This is a genomic window from Streptomyces sp. NBC_01717 (assembly GCF_036248255.1).
In the GTDB taxonomy this organism is placed as follows: Bacteria; Actinomycetota; Actinomycetes; order Streptomycetales; family Streptomycetaceae; genus Streptomyces.
This window is the reverse complement of the sequence record NZ_CP109178.1, coordinates 4,967,380-4,994,090: the sequence shown is the minus strand read 5'-3', so window position 1 is coordinate 4,994,090 and position 26,711 is coordinate 4,967,380. Positions and strand designations below refer to the sequence as shown.

General features: G+C 69.2%; 19 protein-coding genes and 5 tRNA genes. 10 read left to right on the top strand and 14 right to left on the bottom strand.

The window, feature by feature from the left end; genetic code table 11:
* Positions 1 to 21 precede the first annotated feature (21 nt).
* Positions 22 to 1,143 (bottom strand): lipid II:glycine glycyltransferase FemX, encoded by a 1,122-nt coding sequence (locus OHB49_RS22630; protein WP_329162526.1) that lies wholly within the window; start codon positions 1,141 to 1,143, stop codon positions 22 to 24.
* 182 nt (positions 1,144 to 1,325) lie between these two features.
* On the opposite strand from OHB49_RS22630, the gene OHB49_RS22625 reads away from it, so the two are divergent.
* Entirely contained in the window at positions 1,326 to 2,957 is a 1,632-nt protein-coding gene (locus OHB49_RS22625) for an adenosine deaminase family protein (RefSeq protein ID WP_329162524.1), read from the top strand.
* 123 nt (positions 2,958 to 3,080) lie between these two features.
* On the opposite strand, the gene OHB49_RS22620 is transcribed toward OHB49_RS22625, so the two are convergent.
* The 6 genes from OHB49_RS22620 to OHB49_RS22595 all read right to left on the bottom strand — a co-directional run bounded on the left by OHB49_RS22620 (position 3,081) and on the right by OHB49_RS22595 (position 10,856).
* Positions 3,081 to 3,153, bottom strand: a tRNA-Lys gene (locus OHB49_RS22620).
* A 91-nt stretch (positions 3,154 to 3,244) separates the two neighbouring features.
* A complete protein-coding gene (locus OHB49_RS22615) occupies positions 3,245 to 4,765 on the bottom strand; it encodes an amino acid permease (protein WP_420706730.1) in 1,521 nt (506 codons plus the stop codon).
* A 124-nt stretch (positions 4,766 to 4,889) separates the two neighbouring features.
* A complete protein-coding gene (locus OHB49_RS22610; protein WP_443079552.1) occupies positions 4,890 to 7,061 on the bottom strand; it encodes an FG-GAP-like repeat-containing protein in 2,172 nt (723 codons plus the stop codon).
* A 191-nt stretch (positions 7,062 to 7,252) separates the two neighbouring features.
* Positions 7,253 to 9,520: a DEAD/DEAH box helicase gene (locus OHB49_RS22605; protein ID WP_443079667.1), complete on the bottom strand. Its 2,268-nt coding sequence runs from the start codon at positions 9,518 to 9,520 to the stop codon at positions 7,253 to 7,255.
* A gap of 239 nt (positions 9,521 to 9,759) precedes the next feature.
* Positions 9,760 to 10,353, bottom strand: coding sequence for a hypothetical protein (locus OHB49_RS22600; protein ID WP_329162519.1), 594 nt, complete (start codon positions 10,351 to 10,353; stop codon positions 9,760 to 9,762).
* 152 nt (positions 10,354 to 10,505) lie between these two features.
* Positions 10,506 to 10,856: a metallopeptidase family protein gene (locus OHB49_RS22595; RefSeq protein ID WP_329162518.1), complete on the bottom strand. Its 351-nt coding sequence runs from the start codon at positions 10,854 to 10,856 to the stop codon at positions 10,506 to 10,508.
* 101 nt (positions 10,857 to 10,957) lie between these two features.
* Between OHB49_RS22595 and OHB49_RS22590 the strand changes: the two genes are divergently transcribed.
* From OHB49_RS22590 to OHB49_RS22575, 4 genes are all read left to right on the top strand, one after another.
* Positions 10,958 to 12,538, top strand: a complete 1,581-nt coding sequence (locus OHB49_RS22590; protein WP_078853088.1) for a metallophosphoesterase family protein — start codon at positions 10,958 to 10,960, stop codon at positions 12,536 to 12,538.
* Between the two features lie 170 nt (positions 12,539 to 12,708).
* Positions 12,709 to 12,781 (top strand) — tRNA-Glu (locus OHB49_RS22585).
* A 38-nt stretch (positions 12,782 to 12,819) separates the two neighbouring features.
* Positions 12,820 to 12,894: transfer RNA gene (locus tag OHB49_RS22580), tRNA-Asp, on the top strand.
* Between the two features lie 22 nt (positions 12,895 to 12,916).
* Positions 12,917 to 12,990: transfer RNA gene (locus OHB49_RS22575), tRNA-Phe, on the top strand.
* 41 nt (positions 12,991 to 13,031) lie between these two features.
* Here OHB49_RS22575 and OHB49_RS22570 read toward each other — a convergent pair.
* From OHB49_RS22570 to OHB49_RS22560, 3 genes are read right to left on the bottom strand one after another with little or no spacing between them, the layout of a single operon-like run.
* The gene (locus tag OHB49_RS22570; protein WP_329162515.1) at positions 13,032 to 13,880 is read right to left on the bottom strand and encodes a cytochrome c biogenesis CcdA family protein; all 849 of its coding nucleotides are present in this window, start codon (positions 13,878 to 13,880) and stop codon (positions 13,032 to 13,034) included.
* The gene (locus tag OHB49_RS22565; RefSeq protein WP_329162514.1) at positions 13,877 to 14,647 is read right to left on the bottom strand and encodes a DsbA family protein; all 771 of its coding nucleotides are present in this window, start codon (positions 14,645 to 14,647) and stop codon (positions 13,877 to 13,879) included. Before OHB49_RS22565 ends, OHB49_RS22570 begins: the two co-directional genes overlap by 4 nt.
* Before the next feature lie 60 nt (positions 14,648 to 14,707).
* Entirely contained in the window at positions 14,708 to 14,914 is a 207-nt protein-coding gene (locus tag OHB49_RS22560; protein ID WP_329162512.1) for a hypothetical protein, read from the bottom strand.
* Positions 14,915 to 15,066: 152 nt separating this feature from the next.
* Between OHB49_RS22560 and hrpA the strand changes: the two genes are divergently transcribed.
* The 3 genes from hrpA to OHB49_RS22545 all read left to right on the top strand — a co-directional run bounded on the left by hrpA (position 15,067) and on the right by OHB49_RS22545 (position 19,730).
* Positions 15,067 to 18,999, top strand: coding sequence for an ATP-dependent RNA helicase HrpA (gene hrpA / locus OHB49_RS22555; RefSeq protein ID WP_329162510.1), 3,933 nt, complete (start codon positions 15,067 to 15,069; stop codon positions 18,997 to 18,999).
* A 115-nt stretch (positions 19,000 to 19,114) separates the two neighbouring features.
* Positions 19,115 to 19,189: transfer RNA gene (locus OHB49_RS22550), tRNA-Asp, on the top strand.
* Between the two features lie 139 nt (positions 19,190 to 19,328).
* Entirely contained in the window at positions 19,329 to 19,730 is a 402-nt protein-coding gene (locus OHB49_RS22545) for a DUF6274 family protein (RefSeq protein ID WP_329162507.1), read from the top strand.
* A 409-nt stretch (positions 19,731 to 20,139) separates the two neighbouring features.
* On the opposite strand, the gene bldC is transcribed toward OHB49_RS22545, so the two are convergent.
* Together bldC and OHB49_RS22535 are read right to left on the bottom strand one after the other, a co-directional pair.
* The gene (gene bldC, locus OHB49_RS22540; protein WP_003949541.1) at positions 20,140 to 20,346 is read right to left on the bottom strand and encodes a developmental transcriptional regulator BldC; all 207 of its coding nucleotides are present in this window, start codon (positions 20,344 to 20,346) and stop codon (positions 20,140 to 20,142) included.
* Between the two features lie 537 nt (positions 20,347 to 20,883).
* Positions 20,884 to 21,729, bottom strand: a complete 846-nt coding sequence (locus OHB49_RS22535) for a hypothetical protein (RefSeq protein WP_329162505.1) — start codon at positions 21,727 to 21,729, stop codon at positions 20,884 to 20,886.
* Between the two features lie 175 nt (positions 21,730 to 21,904).
* Between OHB49_RS22535 and OHB49_RS22530 the strand changes: the two genes are divergently transcribed.
* A complete protein-coding gene (locus OHB49_RS22530; protein ID WP_329162503.1) occupies positions 21,905 to 22,987 on the top strand; it encodes a Leu/Phe/Val dehydrogenase in 1,083 nt (360 codons plus the stop codon).
* A gap of 336 nt (positions 22,988 to 23,323) precedes the next feature.
* The gene (locus OHB49_RS22525; RefSeq protein ID WP_030979949.1) at positions 23,324 to 23,581 is read left to right on the top strand and encodes a DUF3073 domain-containing protein; all 258 of its coding nucleotides are present in this window, start codon (positions 23,324 to 23,326) and stop codon (positions 23,579 to 23,581) included.
* Positions 23,582 to 23,748: 167 nt separating this feature from the next.
* On the opposite strand, the gene purM is transcribed toward OHB49_RS22525, so the two are convergent.
* Together purM and purF are read right to left on the bottom strand one after the other, a co-directional pair.
* The gene (gene purM, locus OHB49_RS22520; RefSeq protein WP_329162498.1) at positions 23,749 to 24,822 is read right to left on the bottom strand and encodes a phosphoribosylformylglycinamidine cyclo-ligase; all 1,074 of its coding nucleotides are present in this window, start codon (positions 24,820 to 24,822) and stop codon (positions 23,749 to 23,751) included.
* Positions 24,823 to 24,882: 60 nt separating this feature from the next.
* The gene (gene purF, locus OHB49_RS22515; protein WP_030979951.1) at positions 24,883 to 26,409 is read right to left on the bottom strand and encodes an amidophosphoribosyltransferase; all 1,527 of its coding nucleotides are present in this window, start codon (positions 26,407 to 26,409) and stop codon (positions 24,883 to 24,885) included.
* Positions 26,410 to 26,711 lie beyond the last annotated feature (302 nt).

The following is a 26,711-nucleotide window of genomic DNA, read 5'->3' as shown; positions in this document are numbered from 1 at the left end:
TGGGACTTCCCGGACCCGGCCTCAGCGGCGGGACATGTACAGGTCGAGTGCCTTGTGCAGGAACCTGTTGAGAGGGAAGTCCCATTCGCCGAGGTACTCCACGGCCTCGCCACCGGTGCCGACCTTGAAGCGGAGCAGACCCAGCAGGTGGTTGTCCTCGTCCAGGGTGTCGGTGATGCCACGCAGGTCGTAGACGCTCGCACCGAGTTCGTGGGCGTCGGACATCATCTGCCACTGAATGGCGTTGTTGGGCTGGACCTCGCGCTTGCGGTCGGCGGAGGCACCGTACGAGTACCAGACGTGCTCGCCCACGGTCAGCATCGTCGCCGCCGCAAGGACCTCGCCCTCGTGATGGGCGAGGTAGAGCCGCATCCGGTCCGGGTCCTCGGCCGTGAGGGCGGTCCACATCCGCTGGAAGTAGGCCGGCGGGCGGGGGATGAACCGGTCCCGCCGGGCGGTCTCGACGTAGAGCCGGTGGAAGGCGGGCAGGTCCTCGTAGCCGCCCCGGACGACTTTGACGCCGGCCTTCTCGGCCTTCTTGATGTTGCGGCGCCACTGCTGGTTCAGGCCTCGCTGGACCTCTTCCAGCGACTTGCCCGCGAACGGGACCTGGAATACGTACCTCGGCTGACCGGCGGCGAAGCCGTCCTCGCTGCCGGGCTCGGTCTGCCGCCAGCCCATCGCGCGCAGCCGGTCGGCGATGTCGAAGGCCCGTGGCTCGCGGGCGGTGGCCTCGGCGTCCCCCAGCCGTCCGGCCCGCGGATCGGCGATCGCGGCCTTGACGGCCTCCGCGCTCCAGCGGCGGGCGACGACGGGCGGGCCCATCTTCACCGAGAACACGCCCTGCGCCTTCAGGTGGTCGAGCATCGGCTGCAGCCACCGGGCCAGATCCGGAGCGGACCAGTCGATGAGCGGTCCTTCGGGCAGATAGGCGAGGTATCGCCTGAGCTTCGGCAGCGGCCTGAGCAGGACCAGCCCCACGCCGACGAGCCGATCGCTCTCGTCGAGCCAGCCCAGGCTCCGCGCCCGCCAGTCCGGCTTCACATCCCCCCACGAGGGAAGCTGCATGTGGCTCGCGGAGGGCCGCTCCCTGACGAAGGCCAGGTGCTCCTCGCGGGTGATCGCCTTCAGGCGCAGACTCATGCGCAGTGCTCCTTCGTCCGGGCGCATCAGCCTACTGAGATGCACCTCACATCAACGGCAACCGGCTCGCCGCCGCGGAGAAGAGGCAGCAGGACGCAGGTGTGATCACTCGGCCGGGTGGACCGGGCCGGGCGACCGCCGGTCGCGCGTCGAGCGTCGGAGGTACTCGGGATCATGCGCAGGTGACCTCCGTGAACCGCCGCTCCGTGCGCCGCGCGCGTGGCCCCCTGGCCCCGATCGGTCTCGGCGCGCTCGCCGTCCTGTCCCTGCTGCCGGGCACGCTGTCCGTCGCCGCTCAGCCGGTGGCCGCCGCTCAGCCCCGTGCCGCCGCGCCCCTGCCGCCGCCCACCCGCGGGGAGTACCTGGCCTCCGCGCGGCTCGCCGCGGTCCGGAACGATCCGGCCGCGCTGAGTGCCTTCTTCACGGCACTGCCGAAGGGAGGGGACCTGCACAACCACCTGTCGGGCGCCGTCTCGACCGAGTACCTGATCTCGCTCGCCGCGGACGACGGTCTGTGCATCGACGAGCAGACGCTGACCGCGGTGCCGCCGCCGTGCGGTGCGGGCCGACGGCCGGCGTCCGACGCCCTGACCGACACCGCTTTCCGCCGCGCGGTGCTGCGGGCCTGGTCCATGCAGGACTTCCCGCCGGGCCGGTCGGGGCACGACCACTTCTTCGACACGTTCGGGAAGTTCGACGAGGTCACCTGGCGCCACCGGGGCAAGCTGCTCGCCGACGTGGCCGACACCGTCGCGAGGCAGAACCAGTTCTATCTGGAGTCGATGGTGACCCCGGCGTCCGACGGCGCACGGATCCTGGCCGACGAGGTCGGCTGGGACGACGACCTGGCGAAGCTGCACGGCAAACTGCTGGCCGGCGGCAAGCTGGACGAACTGGTCGCCGAGGCGAGCCGGGAGACGGACGAGTCCGACGCGGAGTTCCGCACGGCGGCACGGTGCGGCACGCCCCGCGCGGAGGCCGGCTGCCGGGTGCCGGTGCGATGGATCTCCCAGGTGTCGCGCGGCAGTTCACCCGAGCGGGTCTTCACCCAGATGGCCCTGGGCATGCGCCTCGCCGAACGGGACAAGCGGTTCGTCGCCGTGAATCCGGTGCAGCCGGAGGACTGGGACAGCTCCCTGCGGAACTACAGCCTCCAGATGCGGATGCTCGACTATCTGCACCGTGTGTATCCCAAGACGCACATCACCCTGCACGCGGGCGAGTTGTGGCCCGGCCTGGTCAAGCCCGAGGACCTGGCCTTCCATATCGGTGAGGCCGTGAACGTCGGCCACGCCGAACGCATCGGCCACGGTGTCGACCTGGTCCACGAGGACAACTGGCAGCGGCTCGCCCGCGCCATGGCCGACCGGGAGATCGCGGTCGAGGTGCCGTTCACCAGCAACGCGCAGATCCTCGGGGTCAGGGGCGCCGACCACCCCTTCACCACCTACCGCTCCTACGGCGTGCCCGTCGTGCTGGCCACCGATGACCCCGGTGTCTCCCGGATCGACATCAGCCATGAGTACCGGTACGCCGCCAGGACGTACGACCTCGGCTACCGCGAGCTGAAGGACCTCGCGCGAGCCTCCCTGGAGTACGCCTTCCTGCCGGGTGCCGGCCTCTGGCGGGGCAACCCGACCCGCGACGGCTACCGTCTCACCGGCCCCTGCCGCCACACCGGCCCCGGCGCGGACAACCCCCGGCAGCAGTGCCGGCGACTCCTGAACACCAGCACCAAGGCTCAGGTCCAGTGGCGTCAGGAGGCCGCGTTCGTGGCCTTCGAGCGGCGTTTCGCCACCACCAGGGCAGACTGACGGACCCGGCACACCCGGTCCTGACACCACGGACACCTGCCGACGACGGAGCGCCCCGCCCGGTCGGAACCGGGCGGGGCGCTCCCTTGCAGGTCAGAGGCCGAAACCTCGCCCCGCGACACGTAGGCCGTGTGGGACTCGAACCCACAACCAACGGATTAAAAGTCCGCTGCTCTGCCAATTGAGCTAACGGCCCTCGGCGAATCACCCCTGAGCATAGCCCGCCGCGGCCCGGCCGCCGATCGGGTATCGGCCGCCGGGCCACGTCGAGCCGTCACAGGAGGTCGTCAGTCCGCCGACATGTCCGTGCTCGTGCGTTTGTGATCCGGTTCGAGGAACCAGTGCCGCGCCGACGCGAACCACCACGTCGCCGCGAACCCCAGAACCACCAGGACCGCGATCGGGGCGTAGTTGAACGTCTCCCAGGTGACCGGGTACAGCTGCGGCAGCATGAAGAGGACGGTGATGACGACCACCCACACCACCGCGACGATCCCGATGGGCCGGGACCAGCGGCCGAGATGCCAGGGACCCGGGGTGAAGTCGTCGCCGCGCAGGAGGCGGAGCAGGGTGGGGATGACGTACGCGATGTAGAGACCGATCACCGCGATCGAGGTCACTGCGGCGTACGCGGTGACGTTGATCAGGTACGGGAGGCCGAGGGCCAGGGCGCCGGTCGCGGCCAGCCAGACCGCGGCGACGGGGGTGCGGGTGCGGGGGCTGACCGTGTGCCAGACGCGGGAGAACGGAAGTGCGCCGTCCCGGGAGAACGCGTAGATCATGCGGCTGTTGGCGGTCACGGACGCCATCCCGCAGAACAGCTGCGCACCGATGACGACCAGCAGCAGGAGCTTGCCGGTGGTGGCGCCGAGGGCGTCCAGGAGGATCTGGGCCGGCGGGGCGCCGGTCGGGGAGTTCAGGGCTCCGTCGTACGACTGGATGGCGAAGGTGAAGCCGAGGAGGAGGACGAAGCCGGCGATCCAGGAGGTCCAGATCGACTGGACGATGCCCCGCGGCCCCGCCGTCGCCGCGTCGTGGGTCTCCTCCGTCATGTGGGCGGACGCGTCGTAGCCGGTGAAGGTGTACTGGGCCATCAGGAGCCCGATCATCACGACGTAGAAGCCGCTGCCCCAGCCGGTGTTGTTCACGAACTCGGTGAAGACGAACGACGCCGACTGATGGGAGTCCGGTACGAAGGTCAGCGCGCCGACGATGACGGCGACCCCCAGCACGTGCCACCACACACTCACACTGTTCAGGATCGCGACGATGCGGACGCCGAACGTGTTCAGGAGTCCGTGCAGCAGCAGGATCGCGGCGAACAGCACGATCGTGCGGCCGGGCGTCACCTCGAAGTCGAACTGGAGATTCAGATACGCCCCGAGGAAGGAAGCCGCCCCGAAGTCGATTCCCGCGGTGACGGCGACCTGACCGAGGACGTTGAACCAGCCCGTGAACCAGGCCCAGGCCGCCGCCGAGCGCGGCGGGGCCAGCCGGTGCGCCCAGAAGTAGAGGCCCGCGGAGGTCGGGTACGCCGAACAGATCTCCGCCATCGCCAGCCCGACGAACAGCGTCATCAGGCCGACACCGACCCAGCCCCAGGTGATGACGGCGGGACCGCCGGTGTTCATGCCGAACAGATACAGCGTCAGACAGCCGGAGAGCACCGAGATGATCGTGAACGAGACGGCGTAGTTGGAGAAGGCGGACATACGCCGGGCGAGCGTCTGCGTGTACCCGAGCTGCGCCAGACGCTCCTCGTCGGAAACGCCCGGTGGCGGCTTGTCCTCGCTGATGTCTGTTGTCATGACCCCAGCGATGCCCTCGCCCCGGCGTACGCATGCCGCCGTCGTGGTTACGACTGGGAAAACATGCCGTACGACGCAAGGGCGCGCCCCGGAGGCCGCGCCCTTGTCCTCACCCGCATCCGGGTCAGAAGATTCCCTTGTAGCCCTGCCACCCGGTGGCGATCTTCGTACGCGCGCCGAACGATCCCTTGCCGTCGCCGTTGTTGCGGTAGAGATTGCCGGAGCCGTCCCGCTCGACGAGGTCGGCCTTGCCGTCACCGGAGATGTCTCCCACCCCGACGACGACGTTGTACGAGGCTCCCCACGCGGAGAAGACCTTCACCCGGTCCTTCAGCACGCCGGTGGCGGTGCCGTTGTAGCGGTAGAGCGTCCCGTCCTTGTGGCGGGCCAGCACATCGCCGTACCCGTCACCGTTGAGGTCTCCCGCACCCACGATCTTCGTGTAGCCGCCCCACGCCGAACGGATCTTCACGCCGGCCTTCAGCTTGCTGTGTCCGTCGTTGGCGAAGAGGTAGATGTCACCGGTGGACGTCTTGCGTGCAAGCAGGTCGGTCCGGCCGTCCCCGGTAAGATCCCCGGGCGCCGTCAGTACGTTGTACGCGTTCCAGCCGGTGCCCAGAGACGTGTGGCTGCTGGTCGGCTTGTACGAGTCCCCGCACCTGCCGGCGTACCGACGAAGCTCCCCGTTCGGCATCCGTACGAGCATTTCGGAACACCGGTCGCTGCCCATGTCCCCGAACGGGACGGCGACCGTGCCCGCGGGCCAGCCGGAGGCGGACCGCTTCCAGTCGAAGGTGCCCTTGCCCTCGGTGTAATGAAGGGTCAGACCGCCGGAGGAGTTGAGCGTGACCAGCTCACCGAGGGCGTAGCCGCCCTGGTCGTGGTGGCCCTGCCGGCCGCCGCTGACCGCGATCTTCCCACTGGTGGTGTAGGTGCCGTCGCCGTCGGAGGCCTTCGCGCTCAGCGTCCAGGTGTGGGGGCCGTTGAAGGAGTAGCCGCCCGCGTCCGTCCTGCCGTCCCACTCGACCTTGACCTCGGCGCCGGAATCCCCGGAAAGCGTGCGGACCGTGCGACCGAGCGCGTCCTTGACCGTGAAGGTCCACCTCGCCGGCTTGTTGAGCTGCCAGGTGCTGTCCCAGTACTGGCTGCCGTAGGTGTTCTTGTAGTCGAGATAACCGTCGCCGAGATCGGACTCGATCTTCGCCAGCGGTTGTGCGGGCACACCGCTCTGCACGAACCGGATTGCGTGGTCCGGGCCGACGTACGCGATGTCGCCTCCGAACTTGTCCACGGCCCAGGTCAGCCGTCGCTGGTCGCCGGTGCTGCCCGCAGGCAGATCCGCGATCTCCCGGGGCGCCACGGCTTTCCCGGTGTGGAAGTCGGTGAGCATCAACTTCCCGGCGGACCGGTCGTGCTGTACGAGATAGCCGTCGCCGACGAGTGCGGCACCGGACGGCACGGTGAAGCTCTTCTTCGCCGTACGGTCGTACACACCGGCGGGGCCGCTCGTACCGCAGTTCCAGTAGATCCAGCGGCCCACGGTCTGCAATTCCTTGACCGCACAGGGCGCGCCGGTGGCGAGCGTCTCGACGGTCTTCTTCTTTTCGAGATCGATCGCGGTGACGGCTCCGGCGGTGGAACCGGACGTCCACAGCAGGGCGCCCCATACCGAGGCAGCGCCGATGGGCCGGGTCATTCGGACATTCGTCGAGCGGTATTCGGAAACGTCGTCGATGTACTGCTTTCCGGTCGACGCGGCGTTGTAGACGAAATAGCGTCCGGTGACGTCCACGAACTGACCACCCGTGACCGCGGGTTCATCGGCCGAGTGGTAACCGTTCGCCGTCAGCCAGATCTGGGCGCGCTCCACGCCGTTGTTGACGAAGAAACGGCCCACATGACCGTTTCCGGTGGCACGCAGCGATACGCAGGAACCGGCGTCGCACGGCACGCGCTTGATGTGGGCACCGTTTGCGTATGTGCCGGCGTATCCCATGGAAGTGCGGTCGCCCACCGTCGATCCGCCCTGGCCGACCTGGCGTGCGAAGACGAACTGCTCACCGCTCGGCGCGACTTCCACCGTGTTCAGCGTTCCGCCGGCGAAGTCGATGCCCCACACCCCGCCCGTCTGTACGGGAGTCGGCGTGTCCAGGGCACTGGCGCTCGACATCGTGCCGAGTCCGGCCGCGATCACGATGAGAGCGGCCAGTGCCGCGCGACCGCGTACGACGGAACGGCCGCGTACGAAAGCAAGGCGTGCCAAGAGGGTCCCTCCCCGAAATACCTGAAAAGGCATGAATGGCACAGGGAGTCAACGGCAGCCTGCCGCAAAGGAATCACGCCAGGCCCCCCGGCCGTGCCCCTGCCCTGTGCAAGTCGCCGGATATTAGCAGCCGTTCCGCTTGTGACGGGAGCGAAAAGAAAAGCGGGCCCGTCCGTGAAGGACGGGCCCGCTTTCAGCAGACCTTCAGAAGGTCTTCACTGCACTCAGCCGTTGCGCTTCCAACGCGGCTTGTCGTCGCGACGGCCGAAGGACCCGGTGTTGGTGCCGGTGCCCGTGCCACCACGGTGGTCGTCGCGGCGGCCGGTCGGACGGTCGCTGCCACCGGAGCGGAAGCCACCGGCCGGACGGTCGTCACGACGGTCGCGGTTGAACGGACGGTCGCTGCCACCGGAGCGGAAGCCACCGGACGGGCGGTCGTCACGACGGTCGCGGTTGAACGACGGACGGTCGTTGTCACGGTTGAACGACGGACGGTCGTTGTCCCGGCGGAAGCCGCCCGACGGACGGTCGTCACGACGCTGGAACCCACCACGGTCACCACCGCGGTCGTCACGACGGTCGCGGTTGAACGACGGACGGTCGTTGTCACGGTTGAACGACGGACGGTCGTTGTCACGGCGGAAGCCGCCCGACGGACGGTCGTCACGACGCTGGAACCCACCACGGTCACCACCGCGGTCGTCACGACGGTCGCGGTTGAACGACGGACGGTCGTTGTCCCGGCGGAAGCCACCGGACGAGCGGTCGTCACGACGCTGGAACCCACCACGGTCACCACCGCGGTCGTCACGACGGTCGCCGCCGCGGTAACCACCGCGGTCGCCGCCCCGGTCGTCACGACGGTCGCCACCGCGGTTGTCGCGGCGGTCGAAGTTGCCGCGGTCGTCGCGACGGTCGTCGCGCGCTGCGGGCTGCTCCGGTACGGAGACGGCGGCCTCGATCGCGGCCTCCGCCTCGGCGGCCGCCTCGGCCACCGCTGCCTCGGGGTCGTCGCCCCGCTCGCGCGCAGCACGGGCGACCAGACGGTCGGCCTCCTCGCGGAGCTCACCGGCGCGGCGCTGGACGCGCTCCAGCTGCTTGGTCAGGTCGGCGACCTCGCGCTCCGCCTGCTTGGCGGCGTTGTTCGCGGAGTCGGCCTGGACCTCGGTCAGCGAACGGGCACCGGTGATCTCGGCGACCTCCGGCTCGAAGACGCCCGCGCCCTGCACGATGTGGCGGGAGGCGTCGACGCCCGCGTCCTCCATCAGGCGGAAGATCTGGCGGCGCTGGTGCGGCAGCGCCAGCGAGACGACGACACCGGACTTGCCGGCCCGGGCGGTACGGCCCGAGCGGTGCAGGTAGTCCTTGTGGTCACCGGCCGGGTCCACGTTCAGGACCAGGTCGATGCCGTCGACGTGGATACCGCGGGCGGCGACGTCGGTCGCGACGAGCGCGTTGACGTAGCCCTTCTTGAAGTCCTCAAGAACGCGGGTACGGGCACCCTGCGTCATGCCGCCGTGCAGCGCGTCCGCCTTCACGCCCGACTCGATGAGCTGCTCGGCGATGCGGTCCGCTCCCAGCTGGGTACGGACGAAGATGATGGTGCGGCCCTTGCGCGCGGCGATGGCGGAGGTGACCGGCGCCTTGTCCTTCGGCTTCACGACGAGGACGTGGTGCGACATGGTCGTGACGTTGCCCTGGGCGCTGTCGACCTCGTGGCTCACCGGGTTGTTCAGGTAACGCTTGACCAGCGTGCCGATCTCGTTCTCCATCGTGGCGGAGAAGAGCATGCGCTGCCCGCCGACCGGAACCTGGTCGAGCAGCTCGGTGACCTCGGGCAGGAAGCCCAGGTCGGACATCTGGTCGGCCTCGTCGAGGACGGCGACCTGGACGTTCTCCAGGGAGCAGGCGCCCCGGTTGATGATGTCGCGCAGCCGGCCCGGGGTGGCGACGAGGACGTCGACACCACGCTCCAGCGCGTAGATCTGGTTGCCCATCGACGTACCACCGCAGACGACCTTCATCTTCAGGCCGAGCACGTCGCCGTAAGGCTGCAGCGCGTCCGCGACCTGCATCGCGAGCTCACGGGTCGGGGTGAGGATGACCGCGCGGGGCTTCTTCTTCTCGGTGTGGCCGCCGGCCAGCGTGGCCAGGGTCGGCAGACCGAAGGAGAGCGTCTTGCCGGAGCCGGTACGGCCACGGCCCAGGATGTCCTTGCCGGCCAGGGCGTCCGGAATGGTCGCGGCCTGGATCGGGAAGGGCGCGGTCACACCGTTCTGCGCGAGCTTGCGGACGATGCCCTCGGGCAGGCCCAGGTCCCCGAAGGTGACGGTCGGCTCGGCGTCCTCGGAATCGGCGGAGGCGTCCGCGGAAGTGGTGTCGTTGTCGGTGGTGGCCTCGGTGGAGTCGACGGTCTCGGTCGACTCGGACACCTCGGCGGCCTCGGCCACTACGGCCTCGGCTGCGGTGACAATCTCGTCGTTCTCGGGCATGACGGTGTTGTCAGAGCTGAAATTGGACATGCGAAATGCGAAACCTTCCGGAGTCTCGGCACGCGCCCATAACTCCGTGATTCGCAATTTCGACCGCCTCAATGCGGTCCAGCCACGGCAAGGGAGAGTACGCGCCACACGGCGCTCTTCTGTGTCGGCGCCGGGCAATGGGATCAAACGATCTACTACCATACGCACCCCCACCCACATTGCGCAAACCGCGCGTCCCGAACCGCCCACTACACCGGCCCCACCTGCGGCGACACCTCGGGCGTCCGCATCGCCTCCAGCGCGTCCGGCACGCTCATCGCGTCACTGCGGAGCTGCGCGGCCGGCGACTCGGACGGCCCCGGAGACGGATCCGAAGGCTCCGGATCGGGCGTGCCCGACGGCTCGGGGGTGGCCGGCCCGGACGGTTCGGAAGGCCCCGACGGCCCCGACGACTGCACCGGCGGCTGCTGCGGCCCGCCGGACCCCGGTGGCGACGGCATCGGCAGGTGTCCTCCCCGCGTCGGCAGCGGATGACCGGTCCCGACGGTCGCCTGCCCGCCGCCGGGACCGGTCGAGGCGCTCACGGAGGCGCTCGGGTCCGGCGATTCGGGGGCCTCCCGGTCGGAGTGCGCCTCCGCGCCGCTTCCGGAACGGGCCCGTCCCGTACCGGCCACCGTGGAACCGTCCGGTTCGCTCACCGAGCCCTTCGGCCGGGCCGACTGCGACGGGACCGACTTCCCCCCGTCGTCGCCGATGCTCATGCAGCCGGTGGACGCGGCGAGCGTCACGGCGGTGACGGCTGCCCATCGAACAGGGACGGACAAGGCGGGCAACTGGCGCACGGGCGGCACCTCCGGGGCGGGAGCGAAACGGGACGGGAGGGGGCGCTGTGCCCAACTCCCGTTCCCCCGCAAGGGACACGCCCCGAGCCCCGATCCCGGACGCCCCTGCGCCCCGCCCGACCCGAACGGCCGCTCACTTTCCGCCCGTCGGCTCAGCCGTATCCCAGCGCGTGCAGCCGCTCGTCGTCGATGCCGAAATGGTGGGCGATCTCGTGGACGACCGTGATTTCCGTCTCGGCGACCACATCCTCGCGCGACTCGCACATCCGCAGCGTCGGCCCCCGGTAGATCGTGATCCGGTCCGGCAGCACCCCGGCGTACCACTCACCGCGATCGGTCAGCGGCGTGCCCTCGTACAGCCCGAGCAGCTCCGGATCGCCGGCGTCCGGTTCGTCCTCGACGAACACCGCGACGTTGTCCATCAGCCGCGTCAGCTCCGGCGGAATGCGGTCCAGGGCCTCGGCGACCAGTTCCTCGAACTCTTCGCGCGTCATCTCCAGCACCCCGCCATTGTCACGTAAGCCCGGCCGCACGACCCCCGGCCGCCGCGCCCCAACCCCCCTCGTCCCGCATGGCCGCCCCACTCCCCGGGCATACGCGCCCAATGCCCCGCCACCCGTTCCGCGCAGCAACAGCCGTCCCGGCCGGAGTGACCGCAGCAGCCGACGCGGTGGCCCGCGCCCTGCGCCACCACCGTTCCCGTCCCGCCGTCCCCGGCGACACCCCCGCCCTCGCGCCCTCCCTCGGCGCCACCCCGCACCCCTACGCCCGCGCACTGGGCCTGCTCGCCGTCGTCGTGTTCGGTGCCTGGCTGGGGCTGCTGATCGTCGGCAGTGTCCGTACGCCCGTCGGGCCCATGGACACCACCATGACCCTGCGCCCCTCCCTCACCGGCGGCACGAAGATCAACGTGGCCCCGCTCGGCGCCCTGGAGCTGGACTCCCACATAGCCCCGGTCCGTCTCGACGTCGATGTCGACCGCCTCGACCCGGTGCGCTCCGAGGCTCTGGTCCAGCACCCCGAACGGCTCTCCGGTCTCCAGCAGGAGGTCACCGAGGACGTCTCCACCGGCGCCCGCGACCTCGCTCTGCGCTCCTGCACAGCCGTCGTCTCCGGCGCCACCGCGCTCGGCCTCGCCGTCTACCGCCGCCCGCGCCGCGCCCTGGCCGCCGGCGGGCTCGCACTGGCGCTCCTGGCCGCGTCGGGCGTCAGCGCGTACGCAACCTGGAACCCGAGGTCCGTGCTGGAGCCCAAGTTCTCCGGCCTGCTCTCCAGCGCTCCGTCGGTGGTCGGTGACGCCCGCTCGATCGTCACCGACTTCGACGTCTACCAGCGCGAACTGGCCCGGCTCGTCACCAATGTGACCAAGTTGTACGACGCCACGTCGACGCTCCCCGTCTACCGTCCGGACCCCGCCACCCTCCGCGTCCTGCATGTCTCCGACGTCCACCTCAACCCCGCGTCCTGGCAGATCATCGGCTCGCTGGTCCGGCAGTACGACATCGACGTGATCATCGACTCGGGCGACACGATGGACCACGGCTCCGCGGTCGAGAACGGCTTCCTCGACCCGATCCGCGATCTCGGCGCGCCCTACGTCTGGGTCCGCGGGAATCACGACTCGCGCATCACCCAGATGTATCTGGAGCGGTTCAAGAACGTGCACGTGCTGGACGACGGCCGGGCGGTGGATGTCGGCGGGCTGCGGGTGGCCGGCATGGGGGACCCCCAGTTCACCCCGGACCGCTCGCAGCCTGCCCAGGGCGCGGCCGCCGAGCGGCTGGCGGGCATGCGGCTCGCCTCCGCGCTGCGCGACCAGGAGCAGGCCGGCACGCCGGTCGACATCGCCGTCACCCACGAGCCGGACGCGGCCCGCGAGACGGACGGCACGGTTCCGCTGGTCCTCGCCGGCCATGTGCACCACCGGCAGAACGAGCTGATGAGATTCGGCACCCGACTCAAGGTCGAAGGCTCCACGGGCGGCGGCGGCCTGCGCGCCCTGCAGAACAAGAAGCCGGAAAAGGTGCGCGCCTCGGTGCTCTATCTGGACCGCACGACCCGCCGTCTGCAGGCCTGGGACGAGATCACACTCGGCGGGCTCGGCCTGACAACGGCCGAGGTCAGCCGCCATCTGCCGGAGGGGAACCAACCCGGAGCGACCCCTTCGCCTATTCGGTTTGGCTGACACCGAAACGCCGTAGTACAGTCTCCGACGTGCCCAAGGGCGCCGGTCAGGGCCTGACCGTTCCGAGACCCCAGAGGTTGAAGAAGAAGCGGAACCTCTTGAGGGGAAGCGGAGTCAGATGCTTCTCACGTCCCTCTTCGGGGGGCGATAGACGCAGAAGTAGCAGTTCTGCCCTCATCGTCTAGTGGCCCAGGACGCCGCCCTTTCAAGGCGGTAGCACGGGTTCGAATCCCGTTGGGGGCACGCACCACCTTGTGCGACACTTAGTCGCACAACAGCTTGGTCCTGTGGAGCAGTTTGGAGTGCTCGCCACCCTGTCAAGGTGGAGGCCGCGGGTTCAAATCCCGTCAGGACCGCTGCAGCTCGTAAGTGCTGCGTGGCTGGGTAGCTCAGTTGGTACGAGCGATCGCCTGAAAAGCGATAGGTCGCCGGTTCGATCCCGGCCCCAGCCACCTCTCGAAGGCCCCATCCACCGGATGGGGCCTTCGTCGTGTCAGACCTCTTCCCGCTCCGCGGAGTTCACGTCCCGGCGGCGCCACGCCCGCACCCCGAGAACCAGCAGCACCACCGCGACCGCGGTCACCAGCGCGATCGCGTCCGGCACCAACTCGCCGATGCGCCGGGCCCACTGTTCGACGGCGAACGAATCGTCCACATCCAGCAGTCCGGGCAGCGCGGTCGTCCCGTCGTAGGCCAGGAACAGCGCGCCGAGCCCGATGAAGAACAGCCCCGACAGCAGGGTCGTGGTGTGCAGTTCGAAGCGGCCGAACCGGAAGGTCCGACCGCGCAGCCACGCCCGGCGACCGAGGTCGAAGCGTTCCCAGAGCAGCGCGAGCAGAAACAGCGGAACGGCCATGCCCAGGGCGTAGACGGCGAGCAGCAGTCCGCCGTAGACGAGGCTGCCGCTGACCGCCGCCACCGTCAGGACGCTGCCGAGGATCGGCCCGGCACAGAAGCCGGCCAGGCCGTAGACGGCGCCGAGGGCGTAGACGGACACGACGGTCGTCGGCCTGATCCGGCCACTGAGCGCGGCGATCCGGCGCGAGGCGAAGCCGAGGCCCACGATCTGCGCCGCGCCGAGGACGATGATCAGCCAGCCGGCGCCGAGGACGAGCTCGTCGCGGTGGCTGTAGAAGAGCCGTCCGGAATACGAGCCGGCGGCGCCGAGCGGCACAAGGGTGGTGGCCAGACCGGCGTAGAAGATGCCGGTACGGGCCAGCAGCCGGGCGGCGGAGTCGATGGAGTAGGCGAAGAAGGCGGGCAGCAGCAGGGCGCTGCACGGGCTGACCAGGGCCAGCAGCCCGCCGAGCAGGGCCGCGAAGTAGCCGATGCCCGAGGTCACTTGTCGGCGCCCTTGGCATCCTTGGTGTTCCTGGCCCGGTCCGCCGCCGCGTCGATCGCCTGGGTGAAGACCTCCATCGACTGGGCACCGGCGATCGGGCGGCCGTTGATCATGAACGACGGGGTGGAGGTGGCCCCGATCCCGTATCCCTGCTCCTGGTCCTTGCTGACCGCGGCGGACGCGGCGGAACTGTCGGCGTCGCGGGCGAACCGGTCGAGGTCCGCCACCCCCGCCTGCTGGGCGAGGGCCTTCAGCCGGGCCTTGCCGAAGCCCTTCTCCTTGGCCCCTTCGGCGTACGCGGCGGCGTGGAACTGCCAGAAGCGGCCCTGCTGCCCTGCGGCCCAGGCGGCGCGCGCGGCTGCCTCGGACTCGGCGCCGAAGATCGGGAAGTTGCGCCATTCGATGCGCAGGGTGCCGTTGCCGACGTACTTCTTCACCAGAGCGGATTCGGTGTCGCGGGCGAACTTGCCGCAGTAGCCGCATTTGAAGTCGGCGTACTCGATGAGGACGACGGGCGCGTCCGCCCGGCCCTGCGCCAGCTTGTCGCCGGGGTCGCGGCGGGCGAGCTTCGCCAGCTCGGGGTAGACGCCGGCATCCGGGTCGGCGGTGACCTCGGCGACGTACGAGGAATCGGAAGCCGAGTGGTCGGGAGCGGTGGCCCGGTGGGAGACGTAGCCGAGCAACGCGGCGGCGAGGACGACGCCGGTGCCGTAGAGCAGCGGCTTCCTGAAGGACGGCTTCGGCGAGGGCGTTTTGGGCGTGGGCATGGCAAGCTCCGTGCTCGTAGTACGGGGTGGTGAGGGGACGGCCGGGTGACGCGGGGCCGTCTAGACCCGCAGTACGGAGAGTTCCACCGGGGTGGGCGCGGCAGGCTCGGAGCCCCGCAACCCGACTCGTACGGGAGGCTCGGCCGCCCCCTGTCCGGCGGCCGCCTTCTGCGACGCCTCGCCACCCACCGCCGTCGCAGCCCCGCGGAAGAGCCCCGGTACGACTGCGGGCACCGCCGCCGGGCAGCACCACTGCGCACGGGACACGGGGACCAGCTTTCGACTGCGGCACGAAGATCGGTTGCCCGAAATGGTACGTGCTGTGATCCCGGCCTTCCCCACGGTCACCACGGTCGTGACGCAGGCCGCGCAAAATATGTTCGCCGTTCCTCGGGCCCGGGTGCGATCCTGGGACCCGTATGTCTACTTCCTTTGTCGATCTCCAGTCCCAGCTCGGACAGCTCTCGCTCCGCGACGCGCACCGGCTCGGCCGCCGCCTCGAAGGGGCGCGCCGGATCCGTAAGCCCGAGGCCCAGCAGGCAGTGCTGGACGAGATCGCCACCCAGGCCGGGAAGGCAGCCGAGCGGCTCGCAGGGCGCGCCGCGCGGGTGCCCGCTCTCTCGTACCCGGAAGAGCTTCCGGTCAGTCAGAAGAAGGACGAGATCCTGGAGGCGATACGCGACCACCAGGTCGTGATCGTCGCCGGTGAGACCGGGTCCGGCAAGACCACGCAGATCCCCAAGATCTGTATGGAGCTGGGGCGCGGCGTCCGGGGCATGATCGGGCACACCCAGCCGCGGCGGATCGCGGCCCGTACGGTCGCCGAGCGCGTCGCCGACGAGCTGAGGACCCCGCTCGGCGAGGCGGTCGGCTGGAAGGTCCGCTTCACCGACCAGGTGAATCCGGACGCCACGTATCTGAAGCTGATGACGGACGGCATCCTGCTGGCCGAGATCCAGACGGACCGCGAACTGCTCGCGTACGACACGATCATCATCGACGAGGCCCACGAGCGGTCGCTGAACATCGACTTCCTGCTCGGCTACCTGGCCAGGCTGCTGCCCAAGCGCCCCGATCTGAAGGTCGTCATCACCTCGGCGACCATCGACCCCGAGCGCTTCGCCCGGCACTTCGGTGATGCACCGATCGTCGAGGTCAGCGGGCGTACGTATCCGGTCGAGGTGCGCTACCGGCCGCTCCTCGAGGAAGAGGGCGACGACTCCGACCGCGACCAGATCACCGCGATCTGCGACGCCGTCGACGAGCTCCAGGCGGAGGGCCCAGGCGATGTCCTGGTCTTCCTCTCCGGCGAGCGCGAGATCCGCGACACCGCGGACGCCCTGAACAAGAAGAACCTCCGCCACACCGAGGTGCTCCCTCTCTACGCGCGCCTGTCGCACGCCGAGCAGCACCGGGTGTTCCAGCGCCACACCGGCCGCAGGATCGTTCTGGCGACGAACGTCGCCGAGACCTCGCTGACCGTCCCCGGCATCAAGTACGTGATCGACCCGGGCAACGCCCGGATCTCCCGCTACAGCCACCGCACCAAGGTCCAGCGGCTGCCCATCGAGCGGATCTCGCAGGCCAGCGCCAACCAGCGCAAGGGCCGCTGCGGCCGTACGTCGGACGGCATCTGCATCCGGCTCTACTCCGAGGACGACTTCCTGACCCGCCCGGAGTTCACGGACGCGGAGATCCTCCGCACGAACCTGGCGTCCGTCATCCTCCAGATGACCGCGGCCGGCCTCGGCGACATCGAGAAGTTCCCCTTCATCGACCCGCCGGACCACCGCAACATCCGCGACGGTGTGCAGCTTCTCCAGGAGCTCGGCGCACTGGACCCGGACGAGAAGGATCCGAAGAAGCGGCTGACGCAGCTGGGGCGGAAGCTCGCGCAGCTGCCCGTCGACCCGCGCCTCGCCCGCATGGTCATCGAGGCCGACCGCAACGGCTGCACGCGCGAGGTCATGGTGATCGCCGCCGCGCTCTCCATCCAGGACCCGCGCGAGCGGCCCTCGGACAAGCAGACGCAGGCCGATCAGCAGCACGCCCGCTTCAAGGACGAGACGTCCGACTTCCTGGCCTTCCTGAATCTGTGGCGGTACATCCGCGAGCAGCAGAAGGAGCGCGGCTCGTCCAGCTTCCGCCGGATGTGCAAGCAGGAGTATCTGAACTTCCTGCGCATCCGCGAATGGCAGGACATCTATGCGCAGCTGCGCACGGTCGCCAAGCAGATGGGCATGAATCTCGAGGAGCCCTCGGCGGACCTGGCCGCGCCCGAGCAGGCGGTGCACACCTCGCTGCTGGCCGGGCTGCTGTCGCACATCGGGCTGAAGGACACCGAGAAGAACGAGTACCTGGGTGCGCGCAGCGCCAAGTTCGCGGTCTTCCCCGGTTCGGCGCTCTTCAAGAAGCAGCCGCGGTTCGTGATGTCGGCCGAGCTGGTCGAGACGTCCCGGCTGTGGGCGCGGGTCAATGCCAAGGTCGAGCCGGAGTGGATCGAACCGCTGGCCCAGCATCTGCTGAAGCGCACGTACAGCGAGCCGCACTGGGAGAAGGACCAGGCGGCGGTGATGGCGTACGAGCGGGTCACGCTGTACGGCGTACCGATCGTGGCCCAGCGCAAGATCAATTTCGGCCGGATCGACGCGGAGACGTCCCGCGATCTCTTCATCCGGAACGCGCTGGTCGAGGGCGACTGGCGGACGCACCATCAGTTCTTCCACGACAACCGCAAACTGCTCGGCGAGGTCGAGGAGTTGGAGCACCGGGCGCGCCGCCGCGACATCCTCGTGGACGACGAGACACTCTTCGACTTCTACGACCAGCGGATTCCCGAGCACGTCGTCTCCGGCGCGCACTTCGACTCCTGGTGGAAGCACAAGCGCCGCGACGAGCCGGACACGCTCGACTTCGAGCGCTCGATGCTCATCAACGAGAAGGCCGGGGCCGTCACCAAGGACGACTATCCGGACTCCTGGCGGCAGGGGAAGCTCAAGTTCAAGGTGACCTACCAGTTCGAGCCCGGCGCGGACGCGGACGGTGTGACCGTCCATGTCCCGCTCCAGGTGCTCAACCAGGTCACCTCGGAGGGCTTCGACTGGCAGATCCCGGGGCTGCGCGAAGAGGTCGTCACCGAGCTGATCCGGTCGCTGCCCAAGCCGATCCGCCGGCATTACGTCCCCGCGCCGAACTACGCGGGCAAGTTCCTGGACCGGGCGGTGCCGCTGCAGGAGCCGCTGCCGGCCACACTCGCGCGTGAGCTCCAGCGGATGGTCGGCGTCCCGGTCTCCGCCGACGACTTCGACCTGTCCCGGATCCCGGACCACCTGAAGATCACGTTCCGGATCGTCGACGAGCGGCGCCGCAAGGTGGCCGAGGACAAGGACCTGGAGGCGCTGAAGCTCCAGCTGCGCCCCAAGGCCCGTCAGGCCCTCTCCAAGGCCGCTGCGGCCACCGCGGGCCCGTCGGGCGAGTCCATCGAGCGGTCGGGCCTCACGGACTGGACGATCGGCACCCTGAACCGGGTCTTCGAGACCCGTCGGGCCGGCCAGCCGGTCAAGGCGTACCCGGCGCTGGTCGACCAGGGCGAGACCGTGGCCGTACGACTCTTCGACACCGAGGCCGAGCAGCTGCAGTCCATGTGGCGCGGCACCCGGAAGCTGATCCTGCTGAACATCCCGGTGAACCCTGCCAAGTTCGCCTCGGACAAGCTGACGAACCAGCAGAAGCTGGCCCTGTCCCGCAACCCGCACGGCTCCATCCAGGCCCTGTTCGAGGACTGCGCGACGGCGGCCGCGGACCGGCTGATCGGCGCCCACGGCGGTCCGGCCTGGGACGAGGAGTCGTTCCGGAAGCTGTACGACAAGGTCCGCGCCGATCTCGTCGCACTGACCGAGCACACCGTCGCCCAGGTCCAGCAGGTACTGGCCGCCTGGCAGGCCTGCGAGCGGCGCCTGAAGGCCACCAGCAGCCTCGTCCTGGTCAGCAACGTCACCGATGTGCGGGACCAGCTCGCGGCCCTCGTACCGCCGGGTTTCGTCACGAAGACCGGGCTGCGCAGGCTGCCCGACCTGATGCGCTATCTGGTCGCAGCGGACCGCCGGCTGCAGCAGATGCCGACGGCCGTCCAGCGCGACACCACGCGCATGGAGAAGGTCCACGAGATGCAGGACGAGTACGCCTGGCTGCTCGAACAGATGCCGCAGGGCAGGCCCGTTCCGCAGGAGGTCCTGGACATCCGCTGGATGATCGAGGAGCTCCGGGTCAGCTATTTCGCACACGCCCTGGGCACCGCGTACCCCGTCTCCGACAAGCGGATCGTGAAGGCGATCGACGCCGCGGCGCCGTGACCCGGGCGCCCTCGGGGCTGTAACCGAGCCACCACCAGGAGTGAGGTCGACCAGAGCCTCCAACCTCCTGTACAGTCTGTTTTCGCAGCCAGCCGCAAGGCAGCAGCGAAAACCTGGTCCTGTGGAGCAGTTTGGAGTGCTCGCCACCCTGTCAAGGTGGAGGCCGCGGGTTCAAATCCCGTCAGGACCGCAGTAATGAAAGCCCGGATCCTCAAGGATCCGGGCTTTCGCGTGTCTTGACTCCGGCAACTGCCAACGAGTACTCAGACAACAGGGACTGTCCCTGTTTCACGGCGCGGGGCAGCGCGTTCCACCGGGGGGTGGCGCGGATGGCGGCATCCACGGCGAGGCACGAGACCCGGGCGCTGCTGCGCGCCCACCTGGCGGCCGCTTCCGGCTACCGGCATCTCACCCGGCACTGCCCGATCTGCCATCGGCTCCTGCGGCTCGCCATGGAGCCCGCCGCCGACTCCATGGAACCGGTCACGGGCTTCCTCGGGTACGTGACGGCCTCCGGGGCCACGCGTGCCCCCGAACCCCCCGACCTCCCCAGCGGGGCGCCGGCGGCCGTTCCTGACACCGCCGCAGCCGCCGCGCCCGCCCACGCCTCCGACGCGTCGGCCGACCAGGTGACAGCCGAGGAGGAAGGCCTGTCGCCCCATGCCCAAGAGCGAGGAATTCCCTTTCTCGGCAGTGGCGGTCTCGACGCCGGCAAGACTCGGGCCGTGTGACGGGAGTCACTGCATGAGTTTTGAGAAAGGGTGACTTTACACCCTTCCTACAACTGGCGAATTTAATATGTGCAATTGCACTACTCGGACGGGGTCATCGGGGGGCCGCCGAGAGAGCCCCCAGGAGACCGTCCGGCAGGGCCGGCAGGCGCGCCCGACAGTCATCACCGGCCGGCACAGAAGCCGCCGCACAGCCGATCCCGGGTCGCCTCGCAGGACCGCCATCCGCCGTGCGGGCACAAAAAAGATCGCGCTGGACCCGGCGGAGTCCAGCGCGATCGAACGACGCACCCGTATGGCATAGGTATGGCGCCCGTTGGGGCGGACGCCCGTCGTGTGGAGCTATGGATGGGCAAACGCGGGTTGGGGGACCCGGGCAGCCCGGTTATGGCGCGGCGACAGGGGTGTGTCAGGCCTCGCTGCGCTGCTGCGGAATACCCGCAAGCAGTGCGCGGACCTCTGCCTCGCGGTACCGGCGATGTCCACCGAGCGTGCGGATGGACGTGAGCTTGCCTGCCTTGGCCCAACGGGTGACCGTCTTCGGGTCCACGCGGAACATCGTGGCAACCTCAGCCGGGGTCAGCAGCGGCTCGGCATCAGGGGTGCGAGCGGTCATGAGCGGCCTCCTCGGGAGAACCGAACCATCTCGGTTCTTTCCTCTAAATTCTGCACCTTGACCCACGTTGCCCGAAATGGCGGACGCGGGCCGAGTCGGTTATAGGACGAACGGCTTGTCCTCGGCACTACAACTACACCATCCGTCCAGCCACGTCGGCCAAACCGATGGAATTGCCCTCCCAGGTGTTCATCAGCGACGGAAGCCGATGGACCATGCCATAGCGGACAGTCACACCACCGTGACGATCAGTCACAGAGCGATCAGGAGTCACCAGACCCCCCATAGCGTGCAATGCCGAGCATTCCGCCCATACTTGGACGGAAGGAGTCCTCCCCGGACTCCTTGTCCTATTTTGGCACGAGGAGTAGGGAAGGGCGCAAGGGCCCAGTTAGTGCTATCCGTCACCCTTGAGGCAAAGGCCCGGTTCGGGACGTAGGTCCTGGAGTCACTGGAGTACGTTCCCGCCCCTTCGCCCTCACCGCTCTCACGAGTCACACGGGGCAACGGTTCAAAGCCGGCTCGGATCGGCCGGGATCAGTTGGCGAACTGACGGTCCCTCACGGCGCGCCAGCGCTCGGCCAGCCGCCCGTACGCCTCACCCGCGCCCTCGGAGTCACCGGCCTGCAGCGCCGCGATGCCCTCGGCGACATCCAGGGCCGACCGGTCCTCGGCGAGCTGCTTCGCCGACAGCGCGTGCACCAGGCCGCCGTAGTCCAGCTCGACCAGCGCACGCGGATGGAACTCCTCCAGCCAGCGCCCGACGTCCACCAGCCCCTCGGTCAGCGGACCCTCGTCGACGCTCTCACGCAGCGTCTTCAGCGCCCGGGCCAGCCGGCGCCGCGCCTGCACCATCGGAGTCCGGTAGCGCAGCACCGGCGCTCCCCCGTCCGCGTCCGCCCCGGTGTGCTCGCGCTCCTCGTCGGCGAAGAGGACGAACCACCGCACCGGGACCTGCCACACCGCGGTTCGAATCCACGGCCGGGCGTCCGGATTGCGCTCCGCCCACCGCTCGTGGTCCGCGACCGCCTGCCCGCGCACCACCGGAGGCAGCACCGCGTCGAGCACCGGAGCCGGGAACATCTCCGCCAGCTCCCCCAGTGCCAGCCAGCCGCGCAGCCGGGTCCGCCACGGACAGACGCAGACCACGCCGTTCAGCTCGGCGACGAACGCGTCCCCGCTCTCGTGCACCGGCACCCCGACCGGTGGAGTGGCCACCAAGTTGGCCAGCGAACGGCGCAGTTCGTCCTGGGCCGTGGGGATACGGGCGCGCCCCGCATACCGGGCCCAGTGGGTGCGTTCAGGCTCCGGGAAGGCGGCCAGCGGTTCGTACACCCGGAGGTAGGACGCGTAAGGGACGACAACCGAAGACACCACCGACATGCAGCAAATCGTGTCACGCCCGTACTCCGCCGGGGGGTGATCCTCGGCACTGGAACAGATCTACGTCCGCGCAGGACTTACGCTCTTGCCCAGTCGGACCGGCCGTGCCGGTCGGTCCGGGACCCTCCCCACCTTCAGGAGGGTCTCCGCCGATTCGTACTTGGGAGTCACCACAGTGACCGATGTGACCGACGGCGTCCTGCACACCCTGTTCCAGTCGGATCAGGGGGGCCACGAGCAAGTCGTGCTCTGCCAGGACCGTGCCAGCGGCCTCAAGGCCGTCATCGCCATCCACTCCACCGCCCTGGGCCCGGCCCTCGGCGGCACCCGCTTCTATCCGTACGCCTCCGAGGAGGAGGCCGTCGCGGATGCGCTGAACCTGGCGCGCGGCATGTCGTACAAGAACGCCATGGCCGGTCTCGACCACGGCGGCGGCAAGGCCGTCATCATCGGCGACCCCGAGAAGATCAAGACCGAGGAACTGCTGCTGGCCTACGGCCGGTTCGTGGCCTCGCTCGGCGGGCGTTACGTGACCGCCTGCGACGTCGGCACCTACGTCGCCGACATGGACGTCGTCGCCCACGAGTGCCGGTGGACCACCGGCCGCTCCCCGGAGAACGGTGGCGCCGGCGACTCGTCCGTGCTCACCGCCTTCGGTGTCTTCCAGGGCATGCGGGCCTCGGCCCAGCACCTGTGGGGCGACCCGACGCTGCGTGGCCGGAAAGTGGGGGTCGCGGGCGTCGGCAAGGTCGGCCGCCACCTCGTCGAGCATCTACTGAAGGACGGCGCCGAGGTCGTCATCACGGACGTACGCGACGAGTCGGTGCGCCGGATCACCGAGCTCCATCCCGAGGTCGCGGTCGCCGCGGACACCGCGACGCTGATCCGCACCGAGGGCCTCGACATCTACGCCCCTTGCGCGCTCGGCGGCGCGCTGAACGATGACACCGTTCCGGTACTCACCGCCAAGGTGGTGTGCGGTGCGGCCAACAACCAGCTCGCGCACCCGGGTGTCGAGAAGGACCTCGCGGATCGTTCGATCCTCTACGCCCCCGACTACGTGGTGAACGCGGGCGGTGTCATCCAGGTCGCCGACGAGCTGCACGGCTTCGACTTCGACCGGTGCAAGGCGAAGGCGTCGAAGATCTTCGACACCACGCTCGCCATATTCGCACGTGCGAAGGATGACGGCATTCCGCCGGCCGCGGCGGCCGACCGGATCGCCGAGCAGCGGATGGCTGAGGCGCGCCGCCGCTGACATCCGTCACCGAGGGTCCCGGGTGCCTCACCAGGCGTCTTCCCCGCACCTCGGCGCTCCATGGCCCACCGATCCGCCGACCGGCGAGACAAGACTCACGCCGGTCGGCGGGTCGCATGCCAAGAAGAGGTTAAAATCGCAGTTGACCAGCGAGGACAGGGCTTCTTGCTGGTCCTGTTCCGGGGCCTGTGATGCGGGCGGCGTACCGTATGGCCACGGAAGCAGGTACCGTTAAAGCCCTACGGGCACGGTCTCTCTGCCGAGAGTCCGTCCTGAAACATGAACGCGTGTCAAGACTCTGGGGCCGTCGAGCCCCGTCACCGAGGGGGTCGAGCCATGGGGCGCGGCCGGGCAAAGGCCAAGCAGACAAAGGTCGCCCGCCAGCTGAAGTACAGCAGCGGCGGGACTGACCTGTCGCGTCTGGCCAATGAGCTGGGCGCATCGCCTTCGAGTCAACCACCGAACGCAGAGCCGTTCGAGGACGACGACGAGGAAGATGACCCGTACGCACAGTACGCGGATCTGTACAACGACGACGATGACGAGGACGAGGACGATCAGTCCGGTCCGTCGTCACAGCGCCGCGGCGCTTGACCTCGCGCTGACACAACAACCCGGTTCGGGCTCGCCCGGACCGGGTTTTGTGCTGCCCGGATCCAGCTGAGCGTGCCGGGCCGGGACGCGGTCGTTCCCGGGGCTTCCGGCGATGGAGGGCAGAACGGCACCGGACGGCTCCGGTGGTGCGTCCTGCCCCGCCCCGCCTACCGCGCGTACGAACCCGTGAGCTCGGCACCCGTCGCATGCGCGCCGCGGTCCGTGATCTCACCGGCGACCCAGGAGTCGACTCCGCGGTCGGCCAGCGTCGTCAGCGCGACGTCCACCGATTCCGCGGGGACGATCGCGATCATGCCGACACCCATGTTGAGCGTCATCTCCAGCTCCAGCTGCTCGACCTGACCGGCCTTGCCGACCAGGTCGAAGACGGCGCCGGGCGTCCAGGTGGAGCGGTCGACCGTGGCGTGCAGCCCGTCCGGGATGACCCGGGCGAGGTTGTTGGCGAGGCCGCCGCCGGTGACGTGGCTGAAGCCGTGCACCTCGGTCGTACGGGTCAGCGCCAGGCAGTCCAGCGAGTAGATCTTGGTGGGCTCCAGGAGCTCCTCGCCGAGCGTGCGGCCGAACTCCTCGACGTCGCGGTCCAGCGCCCAGCCGGCCCGGTCGAAGACGACGTGGCGGACGAGCGAGTACCCGTTGGAGTGAAGTCCGGACGACGCCATCGCGATGACCGCGTCACCCTTACGGATACGGTCCGGGCCGAGCAGCCGGTCGGCCTCGACCACGCCCGTACCGGCGCCGGCGACATCGAAGTCGTCGGGGCCGAGCAGGCCCGGGTGTTCGGCGGTCTCGCCGCCGACCAGGGCGCAGCCCGCCAGGACACAGCCCTCGGCGATGCCCTTCACGATGGACGCGACACGCTCGGGGTGCACCTTGCCGACGCAGATGTAGTCGGTCATGAAGAGCGGCTCGGCACCGCAGACGACCAGGTCGTCGACGACCATGCCGACGAGGTCGTGGCCGATGGTGTCGTACACACCCATCTGGCGGGCGAGGTCGACCTTCGTGCCGACGCCGTCGGTGGCGGAGGCGAGGAGCGGACGCTCGTAACGCTTGAGCGCCGAGGCGTCGAAGAGGCCGGCGAAACCGCCCAGGCCGCCAAGGCCCGCGACTTCGGCGCGCTGCGTCTTCTTCACCCACTCCTTCATCAGCTCGACGGCACGGTCGCCGGCCTCGATGTCGACGCCCGCTGCCGCGTAGGAAGCACCTGTTGTCTCAGACATTGCCTGGGATCTTTCGTGTGGAAATACGGGGCTGATGGCAGAGCTGGTGTGGCGGACCGGTCACGGACGACGCAGCGCGTCGGCCGCGGCGGTGGCCGCGGGGCCTGCCGCCAGCTCGGTCTCCAGCAGCTGCTTGCCGAGCAGCTCCGGGTCCGGGAGCTCCATCGGGTACTCGCCGTCGAAGCAGGCGCGGCACAGGTTCGGCTTGGCGATCGTCGTCGCCTCGACCATCGCGTCGAGCGAGATGTACGCGAGCGAGTCGGCACCCATCGACGTGCAGATCTCGTCGACCGACATGCCGTTGGCGATCAGCTCCGCGCGGGTCGCGAAGTCGATACCGAAGAAGCAGGGCCACTTCACCGGCGGGGAGGAGATCCGGATGTGGATCTCGGCGGCGCCGGCCTCACGGAGCATCCGGACCAGTGCGCGCTGGGTGTTGCCGCGGACGATCGAGTCGTCGACGACCACCAGACGCTTGCCCTTGATGACTTCCTTGAGCGGGTTCAGCTTGAGGCGGATACCCAGCTGGCGAATGGTCTGGGACGGCTGGATGAAGGTCCGGCCGACGTACGCGTTCTTGACCAGACCGGCACCGAACGGGATGCCACTGGCCTCCGCGTAACCGATGGCGGCGGGGGTGCCGGACTCCGGAGTCGCTATGACCAGATCGGCCTCGACCGGGGCCTCGGCGGCCAGCTTGCGGCCCATCTCCACGCGGGAGAGGTACACGTTCCGCCCGGCGATGTCGGTGTCGGGGCGGGCCAGGTAGACGTACTCGAAGACGCAGCCCTTGGGCTTCGCTTCCGCGAACCGTGAAGTGCGCAGGCCGTTCTCGTCGATGGCGACGAGCTCGCCCGGCTCGATCTCACGTACGAAGCTGGCGCCGCAGATGTCGAGGGCAGCGGATTCCGATGCGACCACCCAGCCGCGCTCCAGCCGGCCGAGGACCAGCGGGCGGATGCCCTGCGGGTCGCGGGCGGCGTAGAGGGTGTGCTCGTCCATGAAGACGAGCGAGAAGGCGCCCTTCACATCGGGAAGCACCTTGGCGGCGGCCTCCTCGATGGTGAGCGGCTTGCCGTCGTCGTCGGTCTGGCCGGCGAGCAGAGCGGTCACCAGGTCGGTGTCGTTCGTCGCGGCGACCTGGGTGGCGCGGCCGTCCTTGCGGGGAAGGTCGGCGACCATCTCGGCGAGCTGGGCCGTATTGACCAGGTTGCCGTTGTGACCCAGGGCGATCGAGCCGTGCGCGGTCGCACGGAACGTCGGCTGCGCGTTCTCCCACACCGAGGCACCGGTGGTGGAGTAGCGGGCATGACCGACCGCGATATGGCCCTGGAGAGATCCCAGAGACGTTTCGTCGAAGACCTGCGAGACCAGTCCCATGTCCTTGAAGACCAGGATCTGGGACCCGTTGCTCACTGCAATGCCCGCGGACTCCTGTCCACGGTGCTGCAGGGCATACAGTCCGAAATAGGTGAGCTTGGCGACCTCTTCGCCCGGAGCCCAGACACCGAAGACGCCACAAGCGTCCTGGGGGCCTTTCTCTCCGGGGAGCAGGTCGTGGTTGAGTCGTCCATCACCACGGGGCACGCCACCGAGTGTAGGCGAGATCGACCACGGGTCCGAATTGGGGACACCTCGCCGGAGCACTGGGAAGGGCGTCGGAACGCCGTTCCCGGGGTGGATCGAGAGATCACGGACAGTGATGGTTTTCGGCTGCGAGCGGGCTGCGGAGGCAGCGCGGGAGGGGCCGGGGGCGGTTGAGGCCCGGTCTGGCGGCGGGTTACCGACCAGTTCCGGCCATGCGGATGTCACGGGGCCGCGGCGCCGGGCGCGCGCTCGGCGAGCCGGTCGGCGGACCGGTGAAGGCGCTGCCCGAACGCTCGTTTCGT

Excerpts from the sequence above, each read along its gene's own strand:
- OHB49_RS22590 (WP_078853088.1), top strand. The coding sequence starts at position 10,958 with ATGCCCCGCCACCCGTTCCGCGCAGCAACAGCCGTCCCGGCCGGAGTG.
- OHB49_RS22615 (WP_420706730.1), bottom strand. The coding sequence starts at position 4,765 with ATGACAACAGACATCAGCGAGGACAAGCCGCCACCGGGCGTTTCCGAC.
- OHB49_RS22610 (WP_443079552.1), bottom strand. The coding sequence starts at position 7,061 with ATGCCTTTTCAGGTATTTCGGGGAGGGACCCTCTTGGCACGCCTTGCT.
- OHB49_RS22630 (WP_329162526.1), bottom strand. The coding sequence starts at position 1,143 with ATGAGTCTGCGCCTGAAGGCGATCACCCGCGAGGAGCACCTGGCCTTC.
- OHB49_RS22545 (WP_329162507.1), top strand. The coding sequence starts at position 19,329 with ATGGCGGCATCCACGGCGAGGCACGAGACCCGGGCGCTGCTGCGCGCC.
- bldC (WP_003949541.1), bottom strand. The coding sequence starts at position 20,346 with ATGACCGCTCGCACCCCTGATGCCGAGCCGCTGCTGACCCCGGCTGAG.
- OHB49_RS22525 (WP_030979949.1), top strand. The coding sequence starts at position 23,324 with ATGGGGCGCGGCCGGGCAAAGGCCAAGCAGACAAAGGTCGCCCGCCAG.
- hrpA (WP_329162510.1), top strand. The coding sequence starts at position 15,067 with ATGTCTACTTCCTTTGTCGATCTCCAGTCCCAGCTCGGACAGCTCTCG.
- OHB49_RS22535 (WP_329162505.1), bottom strand. The coding sequence starts at position 21,729 with ATGTCGGTGGTGTCTTCGGTTGTCGTCCCTTACGCGTCCTACCTCCGG.
- purM (WP_329162498.1), bottom strand. The coding sequence starts at position 24,822 with ATGTCTGAGACAACAGGTGCTTCCTACGCGGCAGCGGGCGTCGACATC.
- OHB49_RS22565 (WP_329162514.1), bottom strand. The coding sequence starts at position 14,647 with ATGCCCACGCCCAAAACGCCCTCGCCGAAGCCGTCCTTCAGGAAGCCG.
- OHB49_RS22605 (WP_443079667.1), bottom strand. The coding sequence starts at position 9,520 with ATGCCCGAGAACGACGAGATTGTCACCGCAGCCGAGGCCGTAGTGGCC.